We start from the raw sequence: 23,624 nt of genomic DNA on the forward strand, positions 1-23,624 counted from the left end.
CTTTACCTCGACTGACAGGGCACGGGGGCGTACAGCGCCCGCCGGCACAACTCCTCGACCTCGGCGGTCGACCGGTCCAGCGGCAGACGTGCATCGATCACATGAGCCTCGCTCCACCCGTTGAATTCGGTGCCCAGCGCGGCTGCGATATCGCCGGTGACGTCCGACACCCCATCATGACGGGCCGCCATCCGATGTTGCGCGGCGATCAGTGGCGCCATGCATAGGAACTCCACCACGGGCGCGCCGGCTTCGTAGGCGAGCTGGTGCGCACGCAGCCGGTGCCGCGCACCGCGCCACGTTCCGTCCAGGATGACGGTGTGGCCGCTTGCCAAACACAGCCGCGCACGCCGCAGCACGGCGTCGTACACGATGCCCACGTTCTCCGGCGAGTACAGCCCGGTGTCGAGCACGCCCTTCCCCCCGGATATCACACCCAGACGATGCAGCTGCTGGCGCACTTCATCGGTTGAAATAATTTGCGCGCCAATATCTTCCGAAACACGTTGAGCCAATGCGCTCTTACCCATCCCCGGTCCGCCGCCGACCAGGACCAGCCGTACCGTCGCCGATCCGAGATGGTCGAGCGCCATCCCCAGGTGCCGAGCGGCGCGTCCCGAGGCGGCGCGCTGCCCCTGTAAAAACCGTTGGCAGTCCACCTTGGCCCGGACCAGTGCGCGATAGGCGATGTAGAAGTGCCGCAACGGTTCCGGTGCGGGATCCACGGACAGCTCCACATAGCGGTCCATGAAATAGTCGCCGAGATCCCGACGCCCCAGGAACTCCAGATCCATGGCCAGGAAGGCCGCATCGTCGAGAGCGTCCACGTGCCGCAGCCGGTCGTCGAATTCCAGGCAGTCCAACAGCACCGGGCCGTTGGGTAGGCAGAAAATGTCACTGGCCAGCAGATCTCCATGCCCGTCGACGATCCTTCTGTCGGCCACGCGCTGCGCGAACAGCACCGCCCGCCCGGAAATGAACTGGGTCGCAAGCTTCCGAACCAGACGCACGTCGTCAGCCGGCAGCACCGTCCCCACGAACCTCTCCAGGGATGCGAGGGTGTCCTCCCACCGGTCGACCACGGCGTCGAGCGCACCGATCTCATCGATCGACGGACTGCGATCGGCCCGCTTGTGGAACGCCGCCAATACCTCCGCGATCTCGTCCAGCTGGGCCTTGGTGACCCGACTGGACTTGACCATCGCCGACAACCGCGCAGCGTCCGGGTAACGCCGCATCACCACGACCGGTTCACCCGGTCCACCGTCGGGATCTACCAGATGTGAGACGCCGACGTAGCTATCCCCGGAGATGCGGCTGTTGAGTGCCACCTCACGGGCACAAGCCCTTTCGCGGAGCTCCGGGGTGCTGAAGTCGAGGAGGTTCGTGACGACGGGCTTCTTGAGCTTGTACGCCCGCCCCCCGAGCAAAATGACGATACCCGTGTGGGTTTCGCGAATCTCCGCACCGACGGAAGTGGGGCCGGCGGTCGATCGTGATGAGCGCATGACTTCATCGTCGCCGTGCTCGCGATACAGACATCCGGCCATGTGCCCCTTGTTCGTGGGCCAGAAGTCACCAATCGGGCGCCTCCGCGTTCCCGCCGACGTACGCCGCTTCGACAGCACTGGGACTTCGGGCCCCTGGCCGGTGACCAAGTGCCCTGTCCACGCCCGAGTACGTAACCAAGAGTCGATATCACCACCAGCCGAGCGGAGTCCCCCATGCCCAAGACGATGGTCAATGTTGACGTCATCCAGACCGCAATCCAACTCGCATGCCGCGCACCGTCTTTGCATAACACGCAGCCGTGGCGCTGGATTGTCGAGGCCGGTGATCTGCACCTGCACCTCGATCGCACTCGGTGCGTTAAGCGGACTGACGGCGCGGGGCGTGAAGCGATCATCAGCTGCGGTGCAGCGCTGGACCATCTCAGGGTCGCGATGGCCTCGGCGGGCTGGATGGCGCGCGTGGAACGTATCCCGGACGCGGCGAACCCCGACCATCTCGCCACCGTCACCTTCTCCCCCAGAGCCGTTGTGGTGGCGGGCGATCGTCGACGCGCGGACGCGATTCTGCAGCGTCGCACCGACCGGTTGCCCTTCGGATCATCGCCGCACTGGTCACAGTTCGCCCGGATGCTGAACGCGGTGATCGCCGACAGAGCAGTGATCCTGGACGTGGTCGATGACGCCATACGGCCGAAACTGGCCGAGGCATCCGCGCTGAGCGACGCCCTACGCATCTACGACTCCGCCTATCAGACCGAACTCGATTGGTGGACAGCACCGTTCACATTGGTGGACGGCATTCCGCGCAGTGCACTGGTATCGGCGGCCGAGAGCGATCGTGTCGACATCGGCCGCACGTTCCCGGTCGTTACCGAACGCCCCCCGCGGTCCGGCCTACAGGAGGACAAGGCGAACGTGCTGGCACTGTCGACGGCCAGAGATACCCCGAAGAATCTCTTGCGTTGCGGCGAGCTGCTCTCGGAGGTACTGCTGGAGGCGACCCTTGCCGGCATGGCGACCTGCACCATCACGCACATGTTGGAGTTGACAGCCAGCCGCGAGGTCGTCGGCGCCGCTATCGGGAGGACGCACCCGCAGGCGCTGATCCGGGTGGGTCTGGCTCCGACATTCGGCCGTATCCCGCCGCCTACACCCCGCCGCCAGCTTGCCGACGTGTTCGAGATTCGCGGCTAGGGCACGGCCATGAGTGGTGTCCGTGTTCCCGAATCCGCGGTGGTGGTCGGTATCGATGGGTCGCGATCGGCGGTTCGGGCCGCATTGTGGGCGGTCGACGAGGCGCTGCACCACGGTGTGCCGTTGCGCCTGGTCCACGTGCAGTCCCCGCCGGAGTTCAGCGACGAGCCGACCACCGCGGGGACGGCGGTAAGGCATGCGTTCCGCGAGATCGGCTCCACACAGAAGCCGGTGAAGGTCGAGGCCGATATCCGGCGCGGACGCGTGGCGGACGTGCTGCTGGACGCCTCACGCGGTGCCCTCATGCTCTGTGTGGGCGCGATCGGCATCAGCGGAGCCGATACCCGGAGGGTCGGTTCCACCGCAGCAGAGGTTCTCCGATCGGTGCGCTGCCCGGTCGCGGTGATCCGTGACGACCACGCGGCGGCCGGCGTGACGCGGGCGGTGGTGGTGGAGGTCGACGAATCCCACGAGTCGGTGGCCTCGTTGGAACTGGCCGCTCACGAGGCGCGGCTGCGCGGCGCGCCGATGCGAGTCTTGTTACGTCATCGCCCGCTGACCGTGGCCGGACATCGGTTCGCCACCTTGGCGCATGGGGAACGTCAGGTGGCGGCCATACATTTGGAGCGGCGGCTGGCACCGGTGCGGGTGCGGCACGCCGATCTGGATATCCGTGCCATCGATCCGGTAGGAGGAACGCTCAACTATCTAGAGCGCCACGGGCATGCCGTGCAGTTGGTGGTCGTCGGGGCGGGGGACGCGGCACATATGCAGGAATTGTTCGGCCCCAATCGCTGCGGCGTGCTGGGCAGGACACACTGCTCGGTGCTTGTCGCCGCACGCCAACGGCTGCTGTAACGACAGCCATCATGTGAGCGCCGTTTGGGGTACCTCGCTACTCGCGCCATCGAGATCGTGTCGGATCAGGATTTGTTTAGTGCAGCGCCTTGCACAACGAAACCGGACCACACGTCCCCTTGCCGGGAGGAGTCGAAATGTTCACGCAAACGGCCGCACGCAGCGTCACTCCGGATGTCGATCTGCTCATCCTGGTCGAGCCCGGCCCTGCGCGCGACCTGCGCGAGCATCCAGGTGAAACAAATTCGGCTGCACCGATTTTCGAGGCCGTTCGGGTTGCCGGACGCACCGTCGCACCCCTGCACCCCAACGCGGCGGGCGTACCGCCAGAGCTTCGATCCATTTTCGTCGTCACCGCGCCCGCCGGACCCGAATTCGACGGGCTCGCCGAGCATCTGCGGGCGCTGCCGGGAGTGACGGCCACCTACCTGGAATCCAACGACATCCACCCGCAGTCAGCCGACGTCAGTTCATCTTCGATGAGACCTGACGCCCGCCCGGGCGGTATCGAACCGGCCTCGCGAGCCTTCGGCGCCTGCCCCACCCCGGTATCGATCAGCGGTCGGTGTGCGGCCGCGCCGACGGCATTCCACTGCGCCAGCAACGCTGCCGTCGGCGCGCTGGACGCGCGCAGACTAGCCGGCTGATACCGACGAAGAAGGGGCTGTGCGGCGCCGCACAGCCCCTTCTTTTCTGTGGAACCACTACTGGATACCCGCGTTCGGCGGCGCGATATGCACCCGCCCCTCCGGCTCCACGACGATTACACCCGGAATACCAACCAGCGCTGCGGCATTTGCGAACTCACCGGAAACCACTCCGATCTCACGATGTATTTGCATGCCCGCCATACCGGCGGCCCGCAATGCGGCCACCGTGCCCTCGAAATCGCGCTCTTCGATCGTCACGGTGACCCGCTGCGCCGTCACTGTGGGGCCTGCACAAGCCCGGCGCCGACGTCGACGGCCGGCACGTTGAGCGGTACCGCCTGCTGCAAAAGCACTGTCCACAACTGTCTGCCGGTGAGGCCGGTGGCCTCGCACCACAGTGCGGCGATGCCTGACACATGTGGCGTCGCCATACTGGTGCCACTGATCGAGTTGTAGCGCTTCGGCATCAGCCACGACGAGTACACATCGACACCTGGCCCGGCGAGGTCGATATGACCGGCGGCCTTAGTCTTGGTGCTCGAGCGCGCCGAGAACCAGCCCGGGTTCAAGGACGAATCCACCGCGGCGATCGCCATAATCGAGCGGCTGTTCGCGGGCACTCCGACAAAGCCGTACTCTCCGGCCCGCCGGTTCGCATTGTTTCCCGCCGCGGCGATGATCAGCGAGCCGCGGTCAAGCGCGCGCTGCCCCACCGTCTCGTAGGCAAGAGATATCTTGTCGACGTTGGCGCCCAAGGACATTGAGATGATGGCGCAGTTGTTGGCCACGGCCCAGTTGATACCGGCAAGTATGCCGCCATCGGAACCCGACCCGGAATTGCCCAGCACCTTGCCCACGAAGATCTCGGCCTCGGTGGCGGCGCCGTAACGACGGCTGCCCCGTGGGGAACGCGGCCCACAGGAGGTCCCGACGCAGTGCGTTCCGTGCCCGTGCGCATCCTCGGCGGTTTCCCCGTCGACAAACGATTGCATGGTCACGTGACGCTTCTTGAAGTCCGGATGGGACGCGTCGAAACCGGTGTCCAGCACCGCTACCCGAACGCCACGACCGGTCTTTGAACTCGTGTTGGCCTTCGTTGCCTGCAGACCCCACGTCGATTTGTCGCTATCCGCATACGCGGCGGCGAGCTCATCGACAGTCGGCACGGTGGTGTCGGCTTGCAGCCGGGCGAAGAAGTCGGACACGCCATGTTGGTAACCGCTGAGGTACTCCGGAGAGGTCACCGTGAGCGCGTGGTGAATCAGCTCCGGTTCCACCGACAGCACCATGTCGCCCGCCTCGGCGGCGGCTTGAAGGGCCACGGTCTGCTCGGCATCGGAGTCGACGACTGCCAGACCGAGTTCGTCGAACACGGTGGCATCTGCCCCGGCAAGGGCGCTGATATCCATCGCTTGATTCTCAAAATCCCTGCTGTGCACGATATTCGACAGCCCTGCGACACTGGCAAGGGTGTTGGCGTGATTACCCCGCGCCTTCGCCGGCGCGAATACGACCACATGTCTTCCTGTGTAGATTTCCGAGTCGGTGTTAGTCATCTCTTGGTCCGCCCTTTCCTGACGTACGTGGCTGGAAGCCGAAGACGCCCCACGGAATACAGACGCGTTTAGTTCGGCTACCAGCGATCATCGGCAAGATCGCTCGGTATCGGATGAGTGGTCCACTACCTGTATTTGACAGCGTCCGGCCGAGGCTCGGCCGGACTGCAGGCGTGGCTTCCATCGCCCCCGCGAACGAAGTAGTCCGCTACTCGTGTGATGCCCGCCCGCCGCGCCTACGGTTCGAGAAGACCTGTCACCGGAGAGGACCAAATCATGACAACGCTTGAACGACAAACAATCCGACAGCCGTCGAGCACACCCACCGCCAAGGTGGCGGCAGGCGGGACGGCCGGCGCGATCTCGGTTGTCCTGGTATTCATCCTCGGCAAGTTCAACGTCGTAATACCCGGGGACGTCGGCTCGGCCATCACCGTCCTTTTCACCGTTGTATCCAGTTACCTGGTGCATGAACGCACCGTGCTCCGGCAGCCGGCATCTGAAGGCGCAGCGGAGGACTGAAGGCGCCACGGATCGTTACGCTGTGCCTATTCCTGCGGGTTGGCCAGATCGCTCCATACGATCTTGGCGAGCTGATCGCGGTCTGCCACATCGAGTTTGATACACGCACGGTAGATGTGGCCTTCGATGGTCCGCACCGACAGCGTGAGACGCTCGGCGATCTCGCGGTTGCACAGCCCCTCCCCGATGAGCGCCGCGATTTCCCGCTCCCGTGCGGTGACCGGAAGCGGGCGGGCGGCGGCCCGGATCGCGGGCGTGGCCGCGCCACCGCACTGACCGGCGATCCGCAGTGCGCGCGCGGCAGACTCGGCACTCTTGCACCTATCCCCGCCGCGGCTGCGCAGTGTCACCGCCTGCGCAGCGGCATCGGCCGCCGATAACAGCAGGCCCGCATTCTCGAAATCACCACTGACCATGTCCAATGCCGCGGCATCCGAAGTGCCGACAGCGACCGCGTGCCGCGCATATAGCCCCACCAACGGGCCGTGCACACGCGGGACAAGTGATTCAAGGCGGCGCCCCACAGTCCGGTCACCGAACCGTGCCGCATGGTGCAAGGCCTCGGCCTCCACCGCGTATTGACCAGCAGTGTGTGCAGCGTCGGCCGCACGTCGGGCGGCGTCTACCGCCGACCGATCTGCGCCGCGTGCCGCGGCGAGCCATGATTTTGCGATCAACAACTGCGGGTCGTGCAGCGCGACGAACTGCCCCGAGTGTTCCCCCGACTCGGTCAGCACGCGCTCGGCGTCTTCGACCTTGCCGAGTGCGGCATAGGCGCGTGCGAGCAACAGCCGCGCCGGAAGCTGCCACGGCAGTGGCTTCTCGGCGTTGAGCGCGGCCAGAGCCTGCTCGATAGACGATATCGCCGTCGGGAAGGCACCGCGGTGCACGGCCACCAGCCCGGCCATGATCCGTGCTATCGCCCACGCGAGAAACTGTCCAGCAGAAGAGAACTCGGTGTATTCGGCAACGCGACTGTCGGCCATCCGGAGCTGCCCGGTGTACACGAGCGCCAGCACATCGCAGTACCGCACCATGACCGCGATCATGCCGTCGGTGGACCGTTTCTGGGCGCGGCACCTCGCCGCAATCGGCTCGAATTCGTCACCGCGCCCAGCGACGGGCAACGCGAGCCCGATACCGAACGCCGCGAATTCCACTGCCTGCCGGGGAGCCTCCGGGTCCGACAGCACGAGAGTCGCGGCCGCCAGTCCCTCATCGAACCGGTTCTCATGGATGGCCAATGCCGCCCCCGTCGCATCGACGACCAGTTTCAGGGCAGGGTGCTGTACCCGTTCGCGCAGCAGAGCCATCAGCTCGTGTGCACGCCGGACATCACCCATCGACCAGAATGCAATGGAGACGAGCGGAAGACCCCAAAGAACAAGCGAGAGCTCGTCGAGCTGGTCCGGATCGAACTCCGCGAGTGTCTGCTCAGCCTCTTCGGGACGGCCCTGCCACAGCAGCGCGCGCGAAAGCACCTCGGCGGCGCGCAGCCCACCATCGCGTTCGACCGCACACCGCGCCAAGTGTTCCCCAACGGGCAGATTGGACAGGTACACGGCGTCCTTCGCGGCGGAAACCAGCAGGGCCGGGTCCGTGGTCTCGTCACTGTCGACCGACAGCTGCGCCAGCCGGATGCGTTTGGCGGCCGAGTCGATATCGCGGTCGCGGAGCACCCGCACAAGCTGACCCCGCAGCCGCCGCCCCGAGGCGGTGCCCACTCTGCGACGAACAACCTCACCCAACATCGGATGACTGAACCGCACATTGATCCGTCGACCGTCGCGTTCGACACGGACAAAACCCGCAATCTCCGCGCTATCCACCGCATCACCGCCGGCGATCTCACACAATGTGTCGATATCGAGCGGCTCGCACAGCGACAGTAACTTCAGCGCATTGAGCACGTCGCCGTCCAACTGCTCCAGACGATCCCCGATCAACGCGGCCAACCCCGACGGGACAACGGTGTTACCGCGCAGCTGCCACACCCCGTTGACAGCGGTAAGCGATCCGGCCTCGACAGCACCCTCCACCAGGTGCCGCAGGAACAGTGGATTTCCACCGGATGACTCCCACATCACGTCGGCGCTGAGCCCTTCAAGCGCACCGCCGAGCACCGATTCGACAAGTGCGACGCTTTGTCCCTTGGTGAACGGCTCGAGTTCGAACCGACGCAGGTAGTCGTCTTTCCACAATGCGGTGACCGCATCCGGAACGGGCTCGCCGCTACGCACGGTAGCGACCAACCGGCCGGCATGGTCAACGGCGATCTGATGCAGAAGTGTCGCGGACAGGTCGTCCAGGAGGTGCGCGTCGTCGATTCCGATGATCGGATGAGGGTTCGCGACAATGGATTCCCGTGCCGCGGCCATGAGCGCTGCCGGGTCACGCGACCCGGTCGTCTGTATCCAATGGGCGAACACACCCAGCGGAATGCTTCGCGATGACTCGGTGCATGCCACCCAGCGAACCTGGCATCCCAACGAGTCGGTGACCGTGTGCGCGAGGGTCGTCTTGCCGACCCCTGCGGAACCGACCAACACCACCCCGCACGAAGGACTGTCCGCGAGCGTCGATCGAACAGCCTCGAATTCGGTTGGGCGGTCGAGCAACTGCCAGCTACCCGACATGGAGAATGAGTCTAGATCGCGATGCCGGTTTGCGTGGGCCAGTCCGTAAGTCGACTTCGCGTACGTAGCGGGTTTGGTGATCGCACGTGTCATTGCAGCCATCTCAATCCGGTAGATCCTGGACCCCGGCGGGCTCCATCCGCGACACCCCGTTCTTCTCATGCCGAAAGTTGCTGGATGCCTCGTAAACCCGGAGTTTCAGCCGATTGATCGACCCGAGTGGTCGATGCGCCGCCAGGGCGCGCCACGAGTTGAAGGACAGCACGTCGTCACCGAATGCTCGCCGCTCGGCGCCATATGAATCTTGAACGGGGAAGACGATTTTGGCGATCCCCCGGTGCGGGGAGTCCGCCTCGGGCCACGCGACGGTGGCATCCTCGAGAGGCATGATCTTCGCGTCGGTGCACAGCTGCGCCCGCACCTCGTACTCAGCGCTGTTGTGCTGGAAGAACTCTGCGACCAGATTACGGAGCTCGTCGTCGGCGACGGGCTCCGGCAGCAGCACCCCTTCCAGGTCTCGCACGGATTTCGACAGGGGTACGTAACTGAGCTTGGCCACGTACTCTCCGTACCGCAACGGCGCCGAGGAGTAGAAGGTATCGCCGAGGATATGTGTGTTGGGACGCACGAACACCGCCACCGATTCCGGCAGTGAGAGTCCCACGCGTGGAAGAAATTTCGCCACACCGCCAAGAAGGTTGCTACCCAGCCTCAACGCGGTGTCCGGCAGGCGCGCTAGCAACCAGGCCGTCGGCATTCCCCGCCGAAGATATGCCTTCGCACCCGCGAAGAGGAACTCACGGTGGGTGACCAGAACGAAATCCTGGGTGGTGGCGTCGTCATCCGGGAGAGTGCGCGGGCCACTCACGCCCAGGACCTTGATGCCCAGGCCTCGCACGCCCCGGATCCGGTCACTGCGCAGTAGGCCGGAGGTGGTGGACAACCTGGAGATGACCGGGTATCTACCGGGCGTTGCGAATATGCCCTGACGTAGGTGCGGAGGTAAGTCCGGATAGACAGTCAGCTCACCGCGCAAGATGCCGTGGCTCTTCGCGTGCGCGTCGCGGACGGCATGCCGATATTTCCGGAAGGCCCGCTCGTTGTTCTTGTGCAACACCTTGATGATCTTGTCGATGACCTCCTCCTCGCCGGGAGGCACCGCGCCCATGTCATCGCTGTACCGGAGGTAGGTACGCGGCGTATCGAGCGATTCATCCGCTGTGCTCATCGCGGTCCAGCCCTCCCGAATAGGTGGTCTTGCCGTCGGAAACGATGGCTTTCTCAGTGTCGTGAATACCGGCGGTGCGCACATGAGTACGCGACTACTCAATCCTGCGCTGCGGCTGGGGCCGACGCAGGTGAAATGGCGAGACATTCCAGCCACTATCGACATCCGAATTTGACTGGATCGAGTAGCGCAATACTCATGTCGCAGCACGCTCGAATTTGTCAGCATTACCTCTATGGCGAAAATGCGCGGACCCGCCAAATCGGCGACCAGGCTGGCGTCGCGCCTCGCGACACGAATCGATCAGTCGATCGGATGGTCCCGGCTGCCCACGGCAGTCGGTATCGCAGTGCTCATCGGGCTGCGCGACGCATTACGTGCCGACAATCTGTTCGATACGGGGCGGGCGCCCGGCGGAGCACCGCCTCCGAACAGCCCGGATAACGCCAACTATCGCACCGCCCGGACGCTGGATGGCTCCTACAACAACCTCGACTACCCGCTGATGGGATCGGTGGGCAGCCGGTTCGGGCGTAACGCACCTCTTGCGCAGACCTTCCCCGAGCCCCCCGAGCAACTCCTCAACCCCAATCCGCGGCTTATCAGTCGCAGGCTGCTGACCCGTGACAAGTTCATTCCGGCGACGACGCTGAATGTGCTGGCCGCGGCCTGGATCCAGTTCGAGGTCCACGACTGGTTCAGCCATAACACCGCCGAGTCCGAGCCGTGGGTCGTGCCGCTCGACGAGGACGATCCGTGGCCACAGCGCCCCATGCAGATACGCCGCACAGCGCCCGACCCTTGCCCCGATTCATCAGGCCCCCCGACATTCGTCACCCAGGACACCCATTGGTGGGACGGATCGCAGGTTTACGGTGGGACCCGGGCCATCGCGAATGCCCTGCGCTCCGGGATCAAGGGCCAGCTGCGGCTCGACGAGCTCGGTCTGCCACCGGCGGATATCGAAGAGCTGGCCAGCACATCAGAGACAACTGTCAACTTCTGGGTTGGCTTGGCCATCCTGCATTCGCTGTTCATGCGGGAACACAACGCGATCTGCGAACAGCTGGCCGCCAGCCACCCGGAAATGTCCGATCAGGAGCTGTACGACAAGGCCCGCCTGGTCAACACCGCACTGATGGCGAAGATCCACACGATCGACTGGACCCCCGCGATAATCGGGCACCCCACCACGGTATTCGCGATGCACACGAACTGGTTCGGCATTCTCGGTGAGCGGCTAAGCAACTTATTTCGCCGCCAGCCCCATAATGCTCTCCTGCGCGGCATCCCCGGCTCCCCAACGAGTCTGCATGACGTGCCCTATTCGCTGACCGAGGAATTTGTCGCGGTGTACCGGATGCACCCGCTAATTCCCGACAGTTTTGTGCTCCGGTCGGCATCCGACGACTCCGTGATCGTCGAACACGAATTACCCGATCTGGCCGTGCAGCATGTTCGGACCCGGCTGCGTGAGACGCCAATGGAAAACATCATTTATTCGTTCGGCCGTGCCAATCCGGGCGCACTGACTCTGCATAATTTCCCGCGGCATCTCCAGCGTCTGGAGCGACCGGACGGATCGATTCTGGACCTCGCCGCCATCGACGTGCTTCGGGTCCGCGAGCGGGGTGTCCCCCGCTACAACCAGTTCCGACGGATGCTGCGTCTGCGGCCGGCGTCTTCCTTCACCGAACTCACCGATGACCCGGTGGTGGCCGGGGAACTCGCCGCGATCTACGGCGATGTGGAGCAGGTAGACCTGATGGTCGGGCTCTACGCGGAGCCCAAACCGAGGGGATTCGGGTTCAGCGACACAGCTTTCCGGATTTTCGTGCTGATGGCGTCCCGGCGACTGGAGAGCGACAGGTTCTTCACATCCGATTTCCGACCCGAGATCTACACCCCGGAAGGCATTGCGTGGGTCAGGGACAACTCGATGCGCTCGGTCCTACTCCGGCACTTCCCGTCCTTGAACTCCGCCCTGACCGGTGTCGCCAATCCCTTTGCGCCATGGACACCCGCATCGGCCAGCGGGCCGACCAAGTAGTCGAATACTCATGACCGACAAGGGCATATGGGTTCACAATCGACAGATGAGCACCAGCGGATTCACACTCATAGATGTGCGATGACCGGCCCCACGCCGCGCGGGCCCAAGCGCCCGTCGGTCATCAGCCCGATGGTGCTCGCCGATCCGCAGACGGCATCGCCGGCCGAGGCCAACGCACTGGTCACCGACGATGACGACCGCCGGATGGTGCTGGTCGAGCTTTTGGTTGGCGCAGGCATTGACCCCGACGATGTGCGGGAGCAGTTCCTGCACATGTTTCATCGGGTGCTGCACGACGAGCCACCGCCACCCAAACCCGTCGGCCGCCACTACGTGCGCTGCATGCTCACCCCCGACGAGATTCAGCGCCTGGTCCGCGGCGGCTCCAAATCCTCCGGCACTAAGAGTGCACAACAGGCGCTGCAGCTGATCCGGCGGGTGTGGCCCGACTTGGTGGTCGAGGCGCACCTGGACCGGTCGCTCACCACGATCAAGGCCGATGCCGCCGTCCGCACCTATGGCTCCGGCGGTACCGGCGTCGTCTGGGCCGTGCTGGATTCCGGAATCGACGCCGACCACCCGCATTTCGCCGCTAACGGCACCCTTACCGCGGACTCCGTGAAGTCCCTGCACCGGGACTTCACCCTGTCCCCAGGAGCCTCGAAGGGCCCGCTCGTCGACGTCTACGGGCATGGCACCCATGTCGCCGGCATCATCGCGGGCCAATCTCCCGCAGACCCGAAGCTCGTCCGGATCGCATCCACCCAACCGACTGCCGAGGGGCTACCGGAATGGGTTCCGCGGATGCTGCCACAGGGTTCACGTTTGTCCGGGGTAGCACCACATGCCAACCTGGTGAGCCTCAAGGTTCTCGACGACGATGGCAAGACGCTGTCGAGCGTGCTCATCGATGCCCTGAACTACGTGCGTGAGATGAACAGCTACGGCAACGACCTACAGATTCACGGTGTGAATCTGTCTCTCGGATGCGGCTGGATGCCAAGAGATTACGCGGCCGGTCAAAGCCCGCTGTGCCGCGAGCTCGACCTGCTCACCGGAGCGGGTGTGGTGTGTGTCGTCAGTGCGGGAAATCTGGGCGCAGGTACCGCGGCTGCCGGTGTAGGCGCCGCGATCATGGGGGCGACTGCCGATGTCTACGGGCAGCTGTCCACCATCACCGACCCTGGCAATGCCGCCACCGCCATCACCGTGGGTTCGGTCCATCGGTACCGGCCGCACACCAGCGGTGTCACCTTCGACTCCTCCAAGGGGCCCACTCTCGACGGCCGGCGCAAACCCGATCTGGTGGCCCCCGGCGAGCGAATCACCTCTGCGGCAACCGGTCTCATAGCCGAGGGCATTGACCTTTTGAAGGACGACGGAACCGAGGGAGCAGCCAACTACATCGAGGACAGCGGAACCTCGATGGCCGCCGCGCACGTTTCGGGCGCGATCGCCGCATTCCTGTCGGCCCGCACCGAGTTCGTGGGTAAACCGCACGAGGTCAAGGAGATCTTCCTGAAGTCGGCCGTCGACTTGGGGCGCCACGAGTTCTTCCAGGGCGCCGGGCTCGTCGACCTGATGCGCGCACTATCCAACACCTAGCGACGAGTGAGGCCATCATGACAACAACGGTGACAATTGGCGGATTACCCTACTATGAACCGGATTTCAACGCCGACGGTTCCCTGAACGACGCCACCGGCGACGGCGATGGCGGCCTGGCGGCTGCGGTAGCGGCCGGCGGCATCACCGAACTGTTCGTGATGTCGCACGGTTGGAACAACAGCGTGGATTCGGCACGCAAGCTGTACGCCGCGATGTTCTCGCTGATCGCCGACCAGCTTGGCGACCACAAGGCCGGTGTCGCCGTGGTAGGGATCAACTGGCCATCGGTGCTGTTGCCCGACGATGATCCGGACACCGCGCCTCCTGTCCCTTCGACGGGTGCACAGCTGGCGGCGGCACTGGCTCCTCGCTTTCCCGGCCAGGCAGAACAGCTCAAGACGATGGGTGAGCTGCTCGACCAGAAACCGCAGCAGCCGGGCAAGCTCATCGAGTTCCACAAATTGGCCTCTGGTCTGGTCACCACCAAGCCGCAGTCGGAGGAGGACAGCGGAGAGTCCGCCATCGCGGACGGCGACGCCATCGCCGTGTTCGGGCATGCCGCAGCCATGGCACCGAAATCCACGAGTGCAGCCCAGGGGCTGGGTAATCCGTTCGCCGCCCTGTGGTCCGGCGCGCGCGAGATATTGCGCACGATGAGCTACTACGAAATGAAGAACCGCGCCGGTGTCGTCGGTGAGCGCGGCCTCGGTCCGCTGCTGGCCGCGTTGTCCGGGCCTGACGGCGCTCCACGTATTCACCTCATCGGCCACAGTTTTGGCGCGCGGTTGGTCTCCTACGCACTGGCGGGGCTACCGAAGACGGGAACCAGCCCGGTCAAGTCGCTCACCCTGATCCAGGGAGCCTTCTCGCACTTCACCTTCAACCGCGCACTGCCATTCGATGCGAGCCGCGGCGGCGGCCTCGCCGGGCTCGAGGAGCGAGTGGACGGGCCTCTGCTCGCCACGTACACCGCAGCCGACCGGGCGGTCGGATGGTGGTATCCGGCGGCCAGCATGCTTGCCCGGCAGGACAGCCAATCCGTGGAGGATCTCGGATTTCGCTGGGGTGCAATGGGTCACGACGGGTACCAGCAGAACCCTGCCGCCGCGGCACTTCCGTTGACGGAGGCCGGGAAACCCTACGATTTCCAGCGAGGGCACTTCTACCGGCTCGATGCCAACAAGGTCATCGACGATGCCAGCCAATCCGAATTCAGCGGGGCACATAGCGATATCAAGCACCCCGAGGTGGCCTGGGCGATCGTCTCCGCTGCTCGCGCCACCTGATCGACGGCGGTCCCCACGCGCCCTCTGCCACGAGCACAACCGGGCTTACAGGTAGCACCCGGCTAGACCGACATAGCACTTCCGTGCGGGCATTTAGTCACGAAAACCGTTCCTCCAGTGTGGAATCGAGTACCGCACTACCCGCGAGGCAACCTGGGTATCTGGACCACGATGAGCACGTCATAGCTCGACATGCACTCAACGCGCAGGGAGAAAACCATGGCCACCGCAGTCAAGTCAACGAATCACAAACCGTCCGAGACCGAGTACGAGATGACAGGTGCCGCCGGTGCGGCCGCCGTCACCGAACACGAATTGCCTTCGGCGCAAGCGGGTAACGCCGATACCGAGACCACCAACGCCGCCCCGCAAGCACATGGCGAATCGACGGTCAGCGAGCTGGGATCCGTCGACGGATTGACCACCGACGAGTCCGAGCTCGCTCCGCTCGACGCCATCCTCGGTAGTTTTCCCGAGTTGGCCAACAGTGCCGAGGTCATCATCGGCACCGATGATCGCGTTCGGGTCGGCAACACCACGACGTTTCCGTGGCGCGCGATATGCCACCTGATCATCACCTCCGCCAACAACCGCACCTATGTCGGGACGGGCTGGCTGATCGCACCCCGCACCGTCATGACGGCCGGACACTGCGTCTACATGCATGCCGATGGCGGATGGGTGCGCTCGATCCAGGTGATCCCCGGGCGCAATTCCGGTGTCCGTCCGTTCGGTACCCATGTCGGCACAACATTCCGCAGCGTCACCGGTTGGACCCAGAACCAGAACCGCGACAACGACTACGGCGCGATCATCCTGCCGTCGTCGTCGCGTCCGGGTGATCAGACGGGCTACTTCGGTTTCGCAACCCGCAACGACGACTTCCTGAAGGCCGCAGCGCTGAACCTGTCCGGGTACCCCGGAGAGAAGAACGGCGAGCAGTGGTTCATGGCGCAACGCGCCAAGGCAGTCTCCGATCGTGTCATCACCTACAACATCGACTCCACGGGCGGCCAGAGCGGCTCACCGGTATGGGTGCTGGAGAACGGAAACCGCTATGGAGTCGGTGTTCACACCAATGGCGCCAACTCGGGCAACTCGGCCACCCGTATCAACAGTGCCGTCTTCAACAACATGTCGACCTGGAAGAGTAACGGTATGTGACAAGGCATTTCAGGTAATCCGAGAACACGGACACTGGAGGATACGTGGTCGGTATCTCATTCCGTGACCCCGCCGGGCGTCCGATGGCCGGTGCTGTGATCAGCATCGCCGCGGCGCCCGGCGAGGTCCACGATATTGCCATGGTCGCCGATGACTGGGGCGAGATAGTGATCTCCGCGCCACTGGCCGGTGACTATCGATTCCTTGTGTCGCACACGGGGAAGACCTTCCATGCCACAGCCCACATCGCCGCGGGGCAAGAGCAGCTGACGGTGACCGCCGACTAGCCACCCGTGAAGATCAGCGCGATGTCCTGCTCGGCGTGGCGCGAGTGGCCGGATAACAACCGTGCAGACCGTTGATGAGGCGATGCGCCTCATCAAGGTCCTTGTGCATAGCCCGCAAGCGCCGATGATGTCGGGGCGCGGCGGGATTCGCATCGCGGTGGATCCGCCGTTCGGTCTTGGCGATCTGTTCCGATACGCGGTCTACATGCTCATGCAGGGACAGCAACAGGGCCCGAGCCTGCGCAACCGCTGCGTCTTCAGCCATGCGGGCATGGTCGCACCATTTTCTCCGCTGTTCGCGACGGCGCCGGGCCGATCGGGAAATGAGCCACAACAGCCGTAGTGCCTCTCTGGCAGACCGCTTGCCCAACCGTTGACTTCGTAATAGTTTCGATATAGTTTTCGTAATAGTTTCGTAGGAGAAGAGAGGGGGCTTTGAATGGCACGCTTCTTCCGTCATGGCGAGCTACCGCTCATACTTCTGGCACTGCTGGCACAGCGGCCCATGCATGGATATGAGCTGATGTCCGAACTATCGCGGCTCTTCGAGGCCGGCGGGTACCAGCCGTCACCCGGCGCTGTCTATCCCGCCGTCGAAGCGTTGGCCGCGGAAGGCCTTTTGACCGGCCAGACACGCGAGGGGCGGACGGTCTATCGCGCGTCTGCAGAGGGCGAACGAGCGCTGACCAGTCGAGCCGATGTGCTGGCGGCCGTGGAGCTGCGCACCGGCGCACGCTTCGGCCGCGGCGATTCGTTCGAGAAGATCCTCGCTCGATTCACTGCGCGGATCATGCCGTCGGCGGGCCGTGTCGATCCCGTGGCGATGGAGGCGATCCTCGATCGGGCCGCCACCGAGATCACAGAACTAGCCCGAGTTCAAGACCGCAGGAGAGGAGCCAAGAAGTGAGCGGTGATGCCTTTGAACGAGCGGTGGAACGCGCGGAACGACGAGCCGAGGACGAGCAGCGCAGGCTCGATCGAAAACGCCGTGACTGGATCCGGCAGGTGAATCGAGCAGCGTTCCAGATCCACGCCGGCACCTACGTCGCCGTGCAGATCCTCCTGGTCGCGATTTGGGCGCTCACCTGGCGATTCGACCACGGCACCGCCTACCCCTGGTTCGTCTACCCGCTACTGGGCTGGGGAATTGGCCTCATCGCGCACTACATCGTCGCCAGCACTATTTGGCGTCAACGCCCCGAGGAACAACCCCCCGCCGAGCCCTGGCCCACAGGGGTCACAGACCGGGACACCCACGCAACACCCACCGAGGAGCCGCAATGAACACCGCCATTGGTGATAGCACCAGGCCCATCACGACGAGGCGCATCAAGTTCCGCTATCCGACTGGTTCGTTGAATCGCCACTACGTGCAGGGCGACCTTGTGATGAGCCACCTCATCGCGATGCTGTCCGCGGTGTTTCCTGAGGGTGAGGACTACTTCATCCGCTCCGTCAAGCACTTCTCCGGCGAGATCACCGATCCGGTACTGAAGAAACAGGTGGCCGGGTTCATCGGTCAGGAGGTGACGCATGGGCGTGAGCACCGCGAACTCAACGACCGCCTGCAGCAGATGGGCTACCCGACCGCCCTCGTCGACCGGATGACCAGGCGAGGGATGAATCTCTACACCCGATACCTGTCGCCTCGCTTCAACCTTGCGATGACGGCAGCGCTAGAGCACTACACCGCGACGCTCGCCGAGACGCTGCTGACCGATCAGCGCGCCCAAGACCTGTTGGGCGACAGCGAGGTCCGGTCGATGCTGCTGTGGCATGCGCTGGAGGAGTCCGAGCATCGTGCCGTCGCATTCGATGTCTATCGGATGGTCGGAGGCACCGAACGTATGCGCGCGTGGGCAATGCGGCTGATCACGACCGTGTTCATCTGCGGGACGTTCCTCGACACCATGATGTCCCTGGGCCTCGACAGGGCGGCCTACCACCCCGTCAGGTTATTCAAAAGCATTGCCGAGTTACGACATTCACCATTTGCGAGCCGGGCCATGCTTGACCGCATCAGGGCCTACAACCGCCCCGGTTTCCATCCGGACGAATTCGATAACACCGACCTGGTGGAGCGCTGGAACACCCAACTGTTCGGTGAGCAAGGCCAGCTGGCCGGCCATCTGCGCTGAGCGGCCACCCCAATAGGAGATTCGGGGCCGCTGGCTGTGGCCGGTGGGGCCTTGCAGGTCTACCCGGCGGGTTGGGTCGTCGGCATGCACGCAGCAGACCTACGTGCACTCACAGCCCCATGCTCGGCCGCAGCGCCTCTCCCGGTGGCAATCCGAACCCCAAAACGACGTCAGGCCCCCTCGAAAGGGGGCCTGACCGCTGTGGCGGGTACAGGATTCGAACCTGTGTAGGCGTAAGCCGACGGATTTACAGTCCGCTCCCATTGGCCGCTCGGGCAACCCGCCGTGCTGGTCAGAGCTGGTTTTTCTCTCTGCAGAGCATTCCCACTGTAGCCTACGTTGTAGCCTACCGACTTCGACCGTGCGCGAGAGACGGTATCAGATCTCGCGACACCCAATTAACCACCGCTGGCGTCCGCTCACGTCCGCCATCGTCCGCCTGGGTGCGTTATGGTCACACCGGAAAGCACTTCGGGGAGGTTGCCATGACGGGGGCATTCAGCGCCCAGACCAGCGAGATGCTCGCAGCATCGGACCTTGCTGCCGATGCCGCGAACGACCTCAAGGGCGAGCTGGAGCGGCTAACTCAGGTGTGGGAAGACCTCTCGGGCACATGGGACGGTCGCGCAGCCAGCGCCTTCCGTCCTGAATGGGATGAATGGACCGCGGGTGCCACGAAGGTCATCGAGGCATTGAGCGGCGCCGCCAAGCTGCTGGCTCAGGACGCCTACACGTTCACCGATGTGGACACCGGCAGCGGCCAGAACATATCGGGGGTGTGATGGAAGCCGAGGAACACCGCTACCGCGTGGACCTGGACGCGCTGGAACACTTCGCCGACCAGCTCGCCGCGTTCGACCGGGCTGCTGAGAAACGCGCTGGCGAGGTAGACAAGCGGATCCGCGACCTGCACACCGTCTGGACTGGCGTAGACGCGACCGCGCAGGCCGCATACCACCAGGAATGGCTGGAGGGCATCGCGCAGATGCGCAAAGTCCAAGAACAACTCGAGGATGGCGCGCGCAAGTCGCACTTCCAGTACAACCAGGCGATCGAGCACAACCGCAAGATGTGGCCCCCGGCGTGACGATCATTTTCGATATCGGAGTCGTCAAGGACGCCGCTTCCAAGTTCGGGAACATGGGCGGCCTGTTCAAGGGGAAGGTCAACAGCGCCGGCGAAAGGCTCGCCGACTCGGGTGGCATGGCCGGAACCGACTCGGCCGGGCAGAAGTTCGCCAAGGAGTATGACGCCCTCGCAAAGGAAGCGCTCGCGCTGGGAGCCACCACGGTCAACGCCATCTTGAAGGCGGCCGATCTGCTCGATGCAACTGCGCACAACCACGGCGCCGCCGATTCACCAACAGTGGTGCCCGACAAGTACAAGCACCTGTTTCCGCCGGGTTGGACGCCGCCACCGCAGAACAGATCGCCTATGCAGACGCCGACGGCGCCGGCCTCGCTCGGCGCCAAGGCCGCCCCAAGTTGGTGGGAGACCATCAAGGACCATGTCGAGGGCGCGGCGTGGCCCAACGGTGATCCGGAAAAACTGCGAAACGCGTCGAACACCTGGAACACACTGGCCAACGAGATCAGCGACCTTGCATTCCAAGTCGACGCCCCCGGATACGGTCAGGCACCCGGTGACGGACCTATGGGCCAAGTCGGTTCGCAAGTCTCCCCCGAGATCCCGGACGTGATGGCCAACCTAGCCAAGGCCCGCGACGGTCTGGACGACACCGTCTCCGCATTCCACGCCGCGGGAATGGCGTGCGTCAATTACGCGCGCGATATCGACGACGTGCACAACAGGATCTCCAACGAGATCATCCTGCTTGCCGCCACCGTCGCGGCCACTGAGTTCACCGCCGCGATCCTGATACCGCTGACCGTGGGCGCCAGTGAAGCGGTCTCCAAGGTTGTCGACCTAACACGGCTCGAGGAAGCCGGGCGCAAGATCGCCCTGATGATCCGCGAGTTCATCGCCGCCGCCGAGATGTCGACGATGCCCGCCATAAGCGCCTCGGCACAGGCAGTCACAGCTGCCGCCCGCGTGGCACCCCTTGCGAGCGCAAACATTTCACTGCTGGCAGCCGAGGAAGCGGGGCTGCTCAGCGGTGAAGTAGCCGGAAATCTGAACACGCTCTACCCGCGAGTTGAATTGCGTGTAGGGACAAAACGCGCCATCGAGAATGCCACCCAGAAGACCGCTGACGGCAAGTACTTCGTCGTCAAGTCGGACGATTCGGTGCGTGTCCTGGCGGATCGCACAGGCACCTACGGATCAGACATTCTCAGCCTCCCCAAGACAGCTGATGGTAAGTATTTCATCGACGGCAACGGACTAAAATATCCTGTCGACTCCAAGTACGACATTGGACACGTAAAATTCCAGGAGTTCTGGCGGCTCCAGCAAGAGGCACAGGCAGGCAATTGGAGCCGCCAACGGTGGCTCGATGAGATGAACAACCCAAAGCTCTATGAGATCCAGGATATTCCGGGCAACCGCAGCCACCGATACGAGGCGACACCATGAGCGGAGCAGCCATGAAGAACCCCCACAATCGAGACCGCGCCGGTCGCACACCGTTGCATTACGCGGTGATCGATGGACCCGACGGATCGGCTAATGACTGGAAGCTAACCAACCCCGCCGAGCGGGAAGCGGCCCGAAAACGTAGCACCGACTACCGTTTCGACAACGCTTACCAACTCATTGCAAACGGTGCCGACGTCAACGCCAGAGACAATGAGGACTGGACTCCCCTGCATGCGGCTGCACGTGAGGACAGCCCGGAAGTGGTTAAGCTTCTGCTTGATTCAGGCGCCGATATCAACGCGATCAACGGGCGAGGACAAACCCCTATTCGGATTGCAGCGGCTAACACGAAATCCTCGGGAACTGGTGTCCTCCAACTCCTTCGGGAACGTGGCGCCGATCCATTCCTCAAAGGCGAGGGGAGCGCCAGCGCCATTGAATACCTGAAAATGGTCGAAAAGGATCCGCAGGTCGACGCAATTTTCGCCGATCTACTCTGATCGTGGACCCGTCACACTTCGCACCATGGGCACGAAGCCGCCAGTCTCGCAATGTCGAGCTTGACCGGCTCGCCCTACCGTCGGGGCGGCTGGCCGTACGGGATGTCCACTACCTGGATGGTCCATGGGTAGAGCTGACCGTGCCGCCCGGCGAACACCGCGTGTGGTCCACAGAGCTCGACATCCGCTCAGCAGTCAACGGCGGTGACTCCCTGTTCCGGCCCGCATACCTGTCGGTCCAGTTGTCGGACGCGACTCCTAGCCGCGTCAGTGTTGCGGATGACCTGTGCCACAAGGCTTCTGATCCATCAGGTAGCGCGACCGTTGACGTGGATCTAGGAATGGTCTTGCTGAACGACGCCGACTCTGTCTCGGTAGGCGACATGGAAGCCCTCGACGAAAGCTGGGAGCAGGCATGGGAAAACAGCGAGGATTATGCCGAGATCTACACCGCTGGCGGCGCCAAGGTCATCACCTGCAAGACGGTGGTTGAGAGGACTCGCTGCCCAATCGTGGCGAGTTACGACGCCTCAAACCAACCCGTTGCGATCCATATCGACTTCGGTGTGCTCGGCGCTGCTCAAGCATCGCTGCGCACCTCGCCGAGTCGTGTGCAGCGATGGGGCGCCGTCGCTGGGCGGACGTTTCCCTGGTTGTTCCGTCAGCGATAGAAACACCGAGGCCTTCAGCGAAGATCGGCTGGTGCGGCAGTCCATGCACCCGAGCACCGACAACGCTCCCAGGATTGTCCCTATTCGCGGGTAAAATCTGGATCGCGAGCAATCGCTGATCAAAGTCAGACAACAGTAGGGGGAGACATGCCAGATCCAAACAGGCTAGATATGGCCATCGGTGCGCTCAATGGCATCAAGCCGGATGAGCTGAGCCCAGCGGAAGTCATTCAGTACGCAAACGCGGTTGCCAATATCGAGATCGCCAAAGTTGCAACGGGACTCGCGCCATATCTCGCGAAATCCAGCGAGGCAAAGACGGGTCTGCTCGCGAAGATCGCGACGGCGTTCGCAGTGTTCAACGACACGTACGAATGGGACTACCGGAAGCGGCACGGCGAGTCCGTATCCGACACCACGAGCAGGTCTCGCGAGCCGCGGGATGTTGCAAAGCAGGTTGACCGGCTCCTGTAAACACCGAAAGTGCCCCCATCCTGGGGGAAGTTCAGGATGGGGGCGCTTGGCCGGTCGCGCGGATTACGGGTGCTCGAGATCTTCGGCGAGATCGGCTGGCGCATCCGGCAGTTTCTCGCCGGGCAACTTCGATGCCACCCAGTCGGCGATCTCCCGGATGTATCCGATTGCCACGCGGTAGCGACCGGCGTTGACCTTGGAGCGTTCCTCAGATTCGGCAACGCGCTTGGTCAGATCCACAATTTCCCCGGCTTGCCGTTCCAGCTCCTTCTCGATGCGCTCTCCGTAGGCCGACCAGTCGGCGGTGTTGGCTTGCTTCGTGCTGATGTGGTGCGAGATCAACGCCGCGGCGATGATGCCGATCAGGGACAGGATCGGCGCGTCGATTGCGGCGATGGTCGTCCAGTTCACTGCGCCATGCCAGTCGGCTCGGAGCCCTTGAGCTTGAATGCGCCTACGACTGACTTCGTCACCGACGCGGTCCCCTCATTGCCCAGCTTGAGCGAGGCCAGCGAGAACAGCAGGGAGACAACGGTTGTTCCGGCCCCGACATCGAGACCGTGCGCCCAGTTGATCTGCGATGCGGCCACGGTGACCTGACCGGACACGGCATAGACTGCCGCACCGAGCAGCCCGGCGCCGACGATGAAACCGCCGGCGAATGTCTTGACCGCCCGCTCTGCGGCATCGACCGCCGCGTTCTTGATCGCCGGGGTGATCGTGATGGTCATGGCTCCTCATTTCTGTGTT

25 protein-coding genes, 1 tRNA gene and 1 pseudogene are annotated in these 23,624 nt (G+C 63.8%); 19 read left to right on the forward strand and 8 right to left on the reverse strand.

What is annotated here, in order from left to right:
• Window positions 1-2 precede the first annotated feature (2 nt).
• Window positions 3-1,550 (reverse strand): AAA family ATPase, encoded by a 1,548-nt coding sequence (locus AB0H22_RS03380; protein WP_358144746.1) that lies wholly within the window; start codon window positions 1,548-1,550, stop codon window positions 3-5.
• Window positions 1,551-1,724: 174 nt separating this feature from the next.
• Here AB0H22_RS03380 and AB0H22_RS03385 point away from each other — a divergent pair, with 174 nt between their 5' ends.
• The 3 genes from AB0H22_RS03385 to AB0H22_RS03395 all read left to right on the forward strand — a co-directional run bounded on the left by AB0H22_RS03385 (window position 1,725) and on the right by AB0H22_RS03395 (window position 4,210).
• The gene (locus AB0H22_RS03385) at window positions 1,725-2,705 is read left to right on the forward strand and encodes an NAD(P)H nitroreductase (protein WP_358144748.1); all 981 of its coding nucleotides are present in this window, start codon (window positions 1,725-1,727) and stop codon (window positions 2,703-2,705) included.
• Window positions 2,706-2,714: 9 nt separating this feature from the next.
• Entirely contained in the window at window positions 2,715-3,563 is an 849-nt protein-coding gene (locus tag AB0H22_RS03390; RefSeq protein ID WP_180748752.1) for a universal stress protein, read from the forward strand.
• A gap of 137 nt (window positions 3,564-3,700) precedes the next feature.
• Entirely contained in the window at window positions 3,701-4,210 is a 510-nt protein-coding gene (locus tag AB0H22_RS03395) for a hypothetical protein (protein WP_255485600.1), read from the forward strand.
• A gap of 57 nt (window positions 4,211-4,267) precedes the next feature.
• Here AB0H22_RS03395 and AB0H22_RS03400 read toward each other — a convergent pair whose 3' ends face one another.
• Both AB0H22_RS03400 and AB0H22_RS03405 read right to left on the reverse strand, forming a co-directional pair.
• The gene (locus AB0H22_RS03400; protein ID WP_180748753.1) at window positions 4,268-4,492 is read right to left on the reverse strand and encodes a hypothetical protein; all 225 of its coding nucleotides are present in this window, start codon (window positions 4,490-4,492) and stop codon (window positions 4,268-4,270) included.
• A complete protein-coding gene (locus tag AB0H22_RS03405; RefSeq protein ID WP_358144751.1) occupies window positions 4,489-5,769 on the reverse strand; it encodes a S8 family serine peptidase in 1,281 nt (426 codons plus the stop codon). Before AB0H22_RS03405 ends, AB0H22_RS03400 begins: the two co-directional genes overlap by 4 nt.
• Before the next feature lie 276 nt (window positions 5,770-6,045).
• On the opposite strand from AB0H22_RS03405, the pseudogene AB0H22_RS03410 reads away from it, so the two are divergent.
• Window positions 6,046-6,237, forward strand: a pseudogene (locus AB0H22_RS03410) (hypothetical protein); the annotation flags it as partial.
• Between the two features lie 80 nt (window positions 6,238-6,317).
• Here the strand turns inward: AB0H22_RS03410 and AB0H22_RS03415 are convergent.
• Together AB0H22_RS03415 and AB0H22_RS03420 are read right to left on the reverse strand one after the other, a co-directional pair.
• Complete coding sequence (locus tag AB0H22_RS03415) at window positions 6,318-8,927, reverse strand: LuxR C-terminal-related transcriptional regulator (RefSeq protein WP_358144753.1); 2,610 nt, start codon at window positions 8,925-8,927, stop codon at window positions 6,318-6,320.
• Between the two features lie 103 nt (window positions 8,928-9,030).
• A complete protein-coding gene (locus AB0H22_RS03420; RefSeq protein ID WP_180748756.1) occupies window positions 9,031-10,155 on the reverse strand; it encodes a catalase family protein in 1,125 nt (374 codons plus the stop codon).
• 244 nt (window positions 10,156-10,399) lie between these two features.
• Between AB0H22_RS03420 and AB0H22_RS03425 the strand changes: the two genes are divergently transcribed.
• The 9 genes from AB0H22_RS03425 to AB0H22_RS03465 all read left to right on the forward strand — a co-directional run bounded on the left by AB0H22_RS03425 (window position 10,400) and on the right by AB0H22_RS03465 (window position 18,691).
• On the forward strand, window positions 10,400-12,205 hold the full coding sequence (locus AB0H22_RS03425) for a peroxidase family protein (protein WP_358146037.1): 1,806 nt from the start codon (window positions 10,400-10,402) through the stop codon (window positions 12,203-12,205).
• Between the two features lie 81 nt (window positions 12,206-12,286).
• Window positions 12,287-13,813, forward strand: a complete 1,527-nt coding sequence (locus tag AB0H22_RS03430) for a S8 family peptidase (protein ID WP_180748757.1) — start codon at window positions 12,287-12,289, stop codon at window positions 13,811-13,813.
• Window positions 13,814-13,830: 17 nt separating this feature from the next.
• Window positions 13,831-15,102: a serine/threonine protein kinase gene (locus tag AB0H22_RS03435; protein ID WP_180748758.1), complete on the forward strand. Its 1,272-nt coding sequence runs from the start codon at window positions 13,831-13,833 to the stop codon at window positions 15,100-15,102.
• A gap of 219 nt (window positions 15,103-15,321) precedes the next feature.
• A complete protein-coding gene (locus AB0H22_RS03440; protein ID WP_180748759.1) occupies window positions 15,322-16,266 on the forward strand; it encodes a trypsin-like serine protease in 945 nt (314 codons plus the stop codon).
• Between the two features lie 44 nt (window positions 16,267-16,310).
• A complete protein-coding gene (locus tag AB0H22_RS03445; RefSeq protein ID WP_180748760.1) occupies window positions 16,311-16,553 on the forward strand; it encodes a hypothetical protein in 243 nt (80 codons plus the stop codon).
• Between the two features lie 61 nt (window positions 16,554-16,614).
• Window positions 16,615-16,896, forward strand: a complete 282-nt coding sequence (locus tag AB0H22_RS03450; protein WP_180748761.1) for a hypothetical protein — start codon at window positions 16,615-16,617, stop codon at window positions 16,894-16,896.
• Window positions 16,897-16,992: 96 nt separating this feature from the next.
• Window positions 16,993-17,460 (forward strand): helix-turn-helix transcriptional regulator, encoded by a 468-nt coding sequence (locus tag AB0H22_RS03455; RefSeq protein WP_180748762.1) that lies wholly within the window; start codon window positions 16,993-16,995, stop codon window positions 17,458-17,460.
• Entirely contained in the window at window positions 17,457-17,837 is a 381-nt protein-coding gene (locus tag AB0H22_RS03460; protein WP_180748763.1) for a 2TM domain-containing protein, read from the forward strand. The genes AB0H22_RS03455 and AB0H22_RS03460 overlap by 4 nt, the downstream gene beginning before the upstream one ends.
• Window positions 17,834-18,691, forward strand: a complete 858-nt coding sequence (locus AB0H22_RS03465; protein WP_180748764.1) for a metal-dependent hydrolase — start codon at window positions 17,834-17,836, stop codon at window positions 18,689-18,691. Before AB0H22_RS03460 ends, AB0H22_RS03465 begins: the two co-directional genes overlap by 4 nt.
• A 202-nt stretch (window positions 18,692-18,893) precedes the next feature.
• On the opposite strand, the gene AB0H22_RS03470 is transcribed toward AB0H22_RS03465, so the two are convergent.
• Window positions 18,894-18,976, reverse strand: a tRNA-Tyr gene (locus tag AB0H22_RS03470).
• A 200-nt stretch (window positions 18,977-19,176) separates the two neighbouring features.
• On the opposite strand from AB0H22_RS03470, the gene AB0H22_RS03475 reads away from it, so the two are divergent.
• The 6 genes from AB0H22_RS03475 (at window position 19,177) to AB0H22_RS03500 (ending at window position 22,874) form a co-directional block, all read left to right on the forward strand.
• Entirely contained in the window at window positions 19,177-19,473 is a 297-nt protein-coding gene (locus tag AB0H22_RS03475) for a WXG100 family type VII secretion target (protein WP_358144758.1), read from the forward strand.
• Entirely contained in the window at window positions 19,473-19,778 is a 306-nt protein-coding gene (locus AB0H22_RS03480; protein ID WP_358144761.1) for a type VII secretion protein EsxE, read from the forward strand. Before AB0H22_RS03475 ends, AB0H22_RS03480 begins: the two co-directional genes overlap by 1 nt.
• A complete protein-coding gene (locus AB0H22_RS03485) occupies window positions 19,775-21,226 on the forward strand; it encodes an HNH/ENDO VII family nuclease (RefSeq protein WP_358144763.1) in 1,452 nt (483 codons plus the stop codon). The genes AB0H22_RS03480 and AB0H22_RS03485 overlap by 4 nt, the downstream gene beginning before the upstream one ends.
• Complete coding sequence (locus AB0H22_RS03490; protein ID WP_358144765.1) at window positions 21,223-21,729, forward strand: ankyrin repeat domain-containing protein; 507 nt, start codon at window positions 21,223-21,225, stop codon at window positions 21,727-21,729. Before AB0H22_RS03485 ends, AB0H22_RS03490 begins: the two co-directional genes overlap by 4 nt.
• A 2-nt stretch (window positions 21,730-21,731) precedes the next feature.
• Complete coding sequence (locus AB0H22_RS03495; protein ID WP_358144767.1) at window positions 21,732-22,400, forward strand: DUF4241 domain-containing protein; 669 nt, start codon at window positions 21,732-21,734, stop codon at window positions 22,398-22,400.
• A gap of 147 nt (window positions 22,401-22,547) precedes the next feature.
• Window positions 22,548-22,874, forward strand: a complete 327-nt coding sequence (locus AB0H22_RS03500) for a hypothetical protein (protein ID WP_358144769.1) — start codon at window positions 22,548-22,550, stop codon at window positions 22,872-22,874.
• 63 nt (window positions 22,875-22,937) lie between these two features.
• Here AB0H22_RS03500 and AB0H22_RS03505 read toward each other — a convergent pair whose 3' ends face one another.
• A complete protein-coding gene (locus AB0H22_RS03505; RefSeq protein ID WP_358144771.1) occupies window positions 22,938-23,285 on the reverse strand; it encodes a hypothetical protein in 348 nt (115 codons plus the stop codon).
• Complete coding sequence (locus AB0H22_RS03510; protein WP_358144773.1) at window positions 23,282-23,605, reverse strand: holin; 324 nt, start codon at window positions 23,603-23,605, stop codon at window positions 23,282-23,284. Before AB0H22_RS03510 ends, AB0H22_RS03505 begins: the two co-directional genes overlap by 4 nt.
• Window positions 23,606-23,624 lie beyond the last annotated feature (19 nt).

Source organism: Mycobacterium sp. NPDC050853 (genome assembly GCF_040653875.1).
Taxonomy (GTDB): Bacteria; Actinomycetota; Actinomycetes; order Mycobacteriales; family Mycobacteriaceae; genus Mycobacterium.

Bases quoted from the DNA above. Each gene is read 5' to 3' on its own strand.
- AB0H22_RS03405 (WP_358144751.1), bottom strand. From the start codon at position 5,769: ATGACTAACACCGACTCGGAAATCTACACAGGAAGACATGTGGTCGTA.
- AB0H22_RS03420 (WP_180748756.1), bottom strand. From the start codon at position 10,155: ATGAGCACAGCGGATGAATCGCTCGATACGCCGCGTACCTACCTCCGG.
- AB0H22_RS03435 (WP_180748758.1), top strand. From the start codon at position 13,831: ATGACAACAACGGTGACAATTGGCGGATTACCCTACTATGAACCGGAT.
- AB0H22_RS03465 (WP_180748764.1), top strand. From the start codon at position 17,834: ATGAACACCGCCATTGGTGATAGCACCAGGCCCATCACGACGAGGCGC.
- AB0H22_RS03440 (WP_180748759.1), top strand. From the start codon at position 15,322: ATGGCCACCGCAGTCAAGTCAACGAATCACAAACCGTCCGAGACCGAG.
- AB0H22_RS03385 (WP_358144748.1), top strand. From the start codon at position 1,725: ATGCCCAAGACGATGGTCAATGTTGACGTCATCCAGACCGCAATCCAA.
- AB0H22_RS03430 (WP_180748757.1), top strand. From the start codon at position 12,287: ATGACCGGCCCCACGCCGCGCGGGCCCAAGCGCCCGTCGGTCATCAGC.
- AB0H22_RS03455 (WP_180748762.1), top strand. From the start codon at position 16,993: ATGGCACGCTTCTTCCGTCATGGCGAGCTACCGCTCATACTTCTGGCA.
- AB0H22_RS03480 (WP_358144761.1), top strand. From the start codon at position 19,473: ATGGAAGCCGAGGAACACCGCTACCGCGTGGACCTGGACGCGCTGGAA.
- AB0H22_RS03395 (WP_255485600.1), top strand. From the start codon at position 3,701: ATGTTCACGCAAACGGCCGCACGCAGCGTCACTCCGGATGTCGATCTG.
- AB0H22_RS03510 (WP_358144773.1), bottom strand. From the start codon at position 23,605: ATGACCATCACGATCACCCCGGCGATCAAGAACGCGGCGGTCGATGCC.
- AB0H22_RS03490 (WP_358144765.1), top strand. From the start codon at position 21,223: ATGAGCGGAGCAGCCATGAAGAACCCCCACAATCGAGACCGCGCCGGT.
- AB0H22_RS03475 (WP_358144758.1), top strand. From the start codon at position 19,177: ATGACGGGGGCATTCAGCGCCCAGACCAGCGAGATGCTCGCAGCATCG.
- AB0H22_RS03425 (WP_358146037.1), top strand. From the start codon at position 10,400: ATGCGCGGACCCGCCAAATCGGCGACCAGGCTGGCGTCGCGCCTCGCG.
- AB0H22_RS03390 (WP_180748752.1), top strand. From the start codon at position 2,715: ATGAGTGGTGTCCGTGTTCCCGAATCCGCGGTGGTGGTCGGTATCGAT.
- AB0H22_RS03500 (WP_358144769.1), top strand. From the start codon at position 22,548: ATGCCAGATCCAAACAGGCTAGATATGGCCATCGGTGCGCTCAATGGC.
- AB0H22_RS03415 (WP_358144753.1), bottom strand. From the start codon at position 8,927: ATGTCGGGTAGCTGGCAGTTGCTCGACCGCCCAACCGAATTCGAGGCT.
- AB0H22_RS03380 (WP_358144746.1), bottom strand. From the start codon at position 1,550: ATGGCCGGATGTCTGTATCGCGAGCACGGCGACGATGAAGTCATGCGC.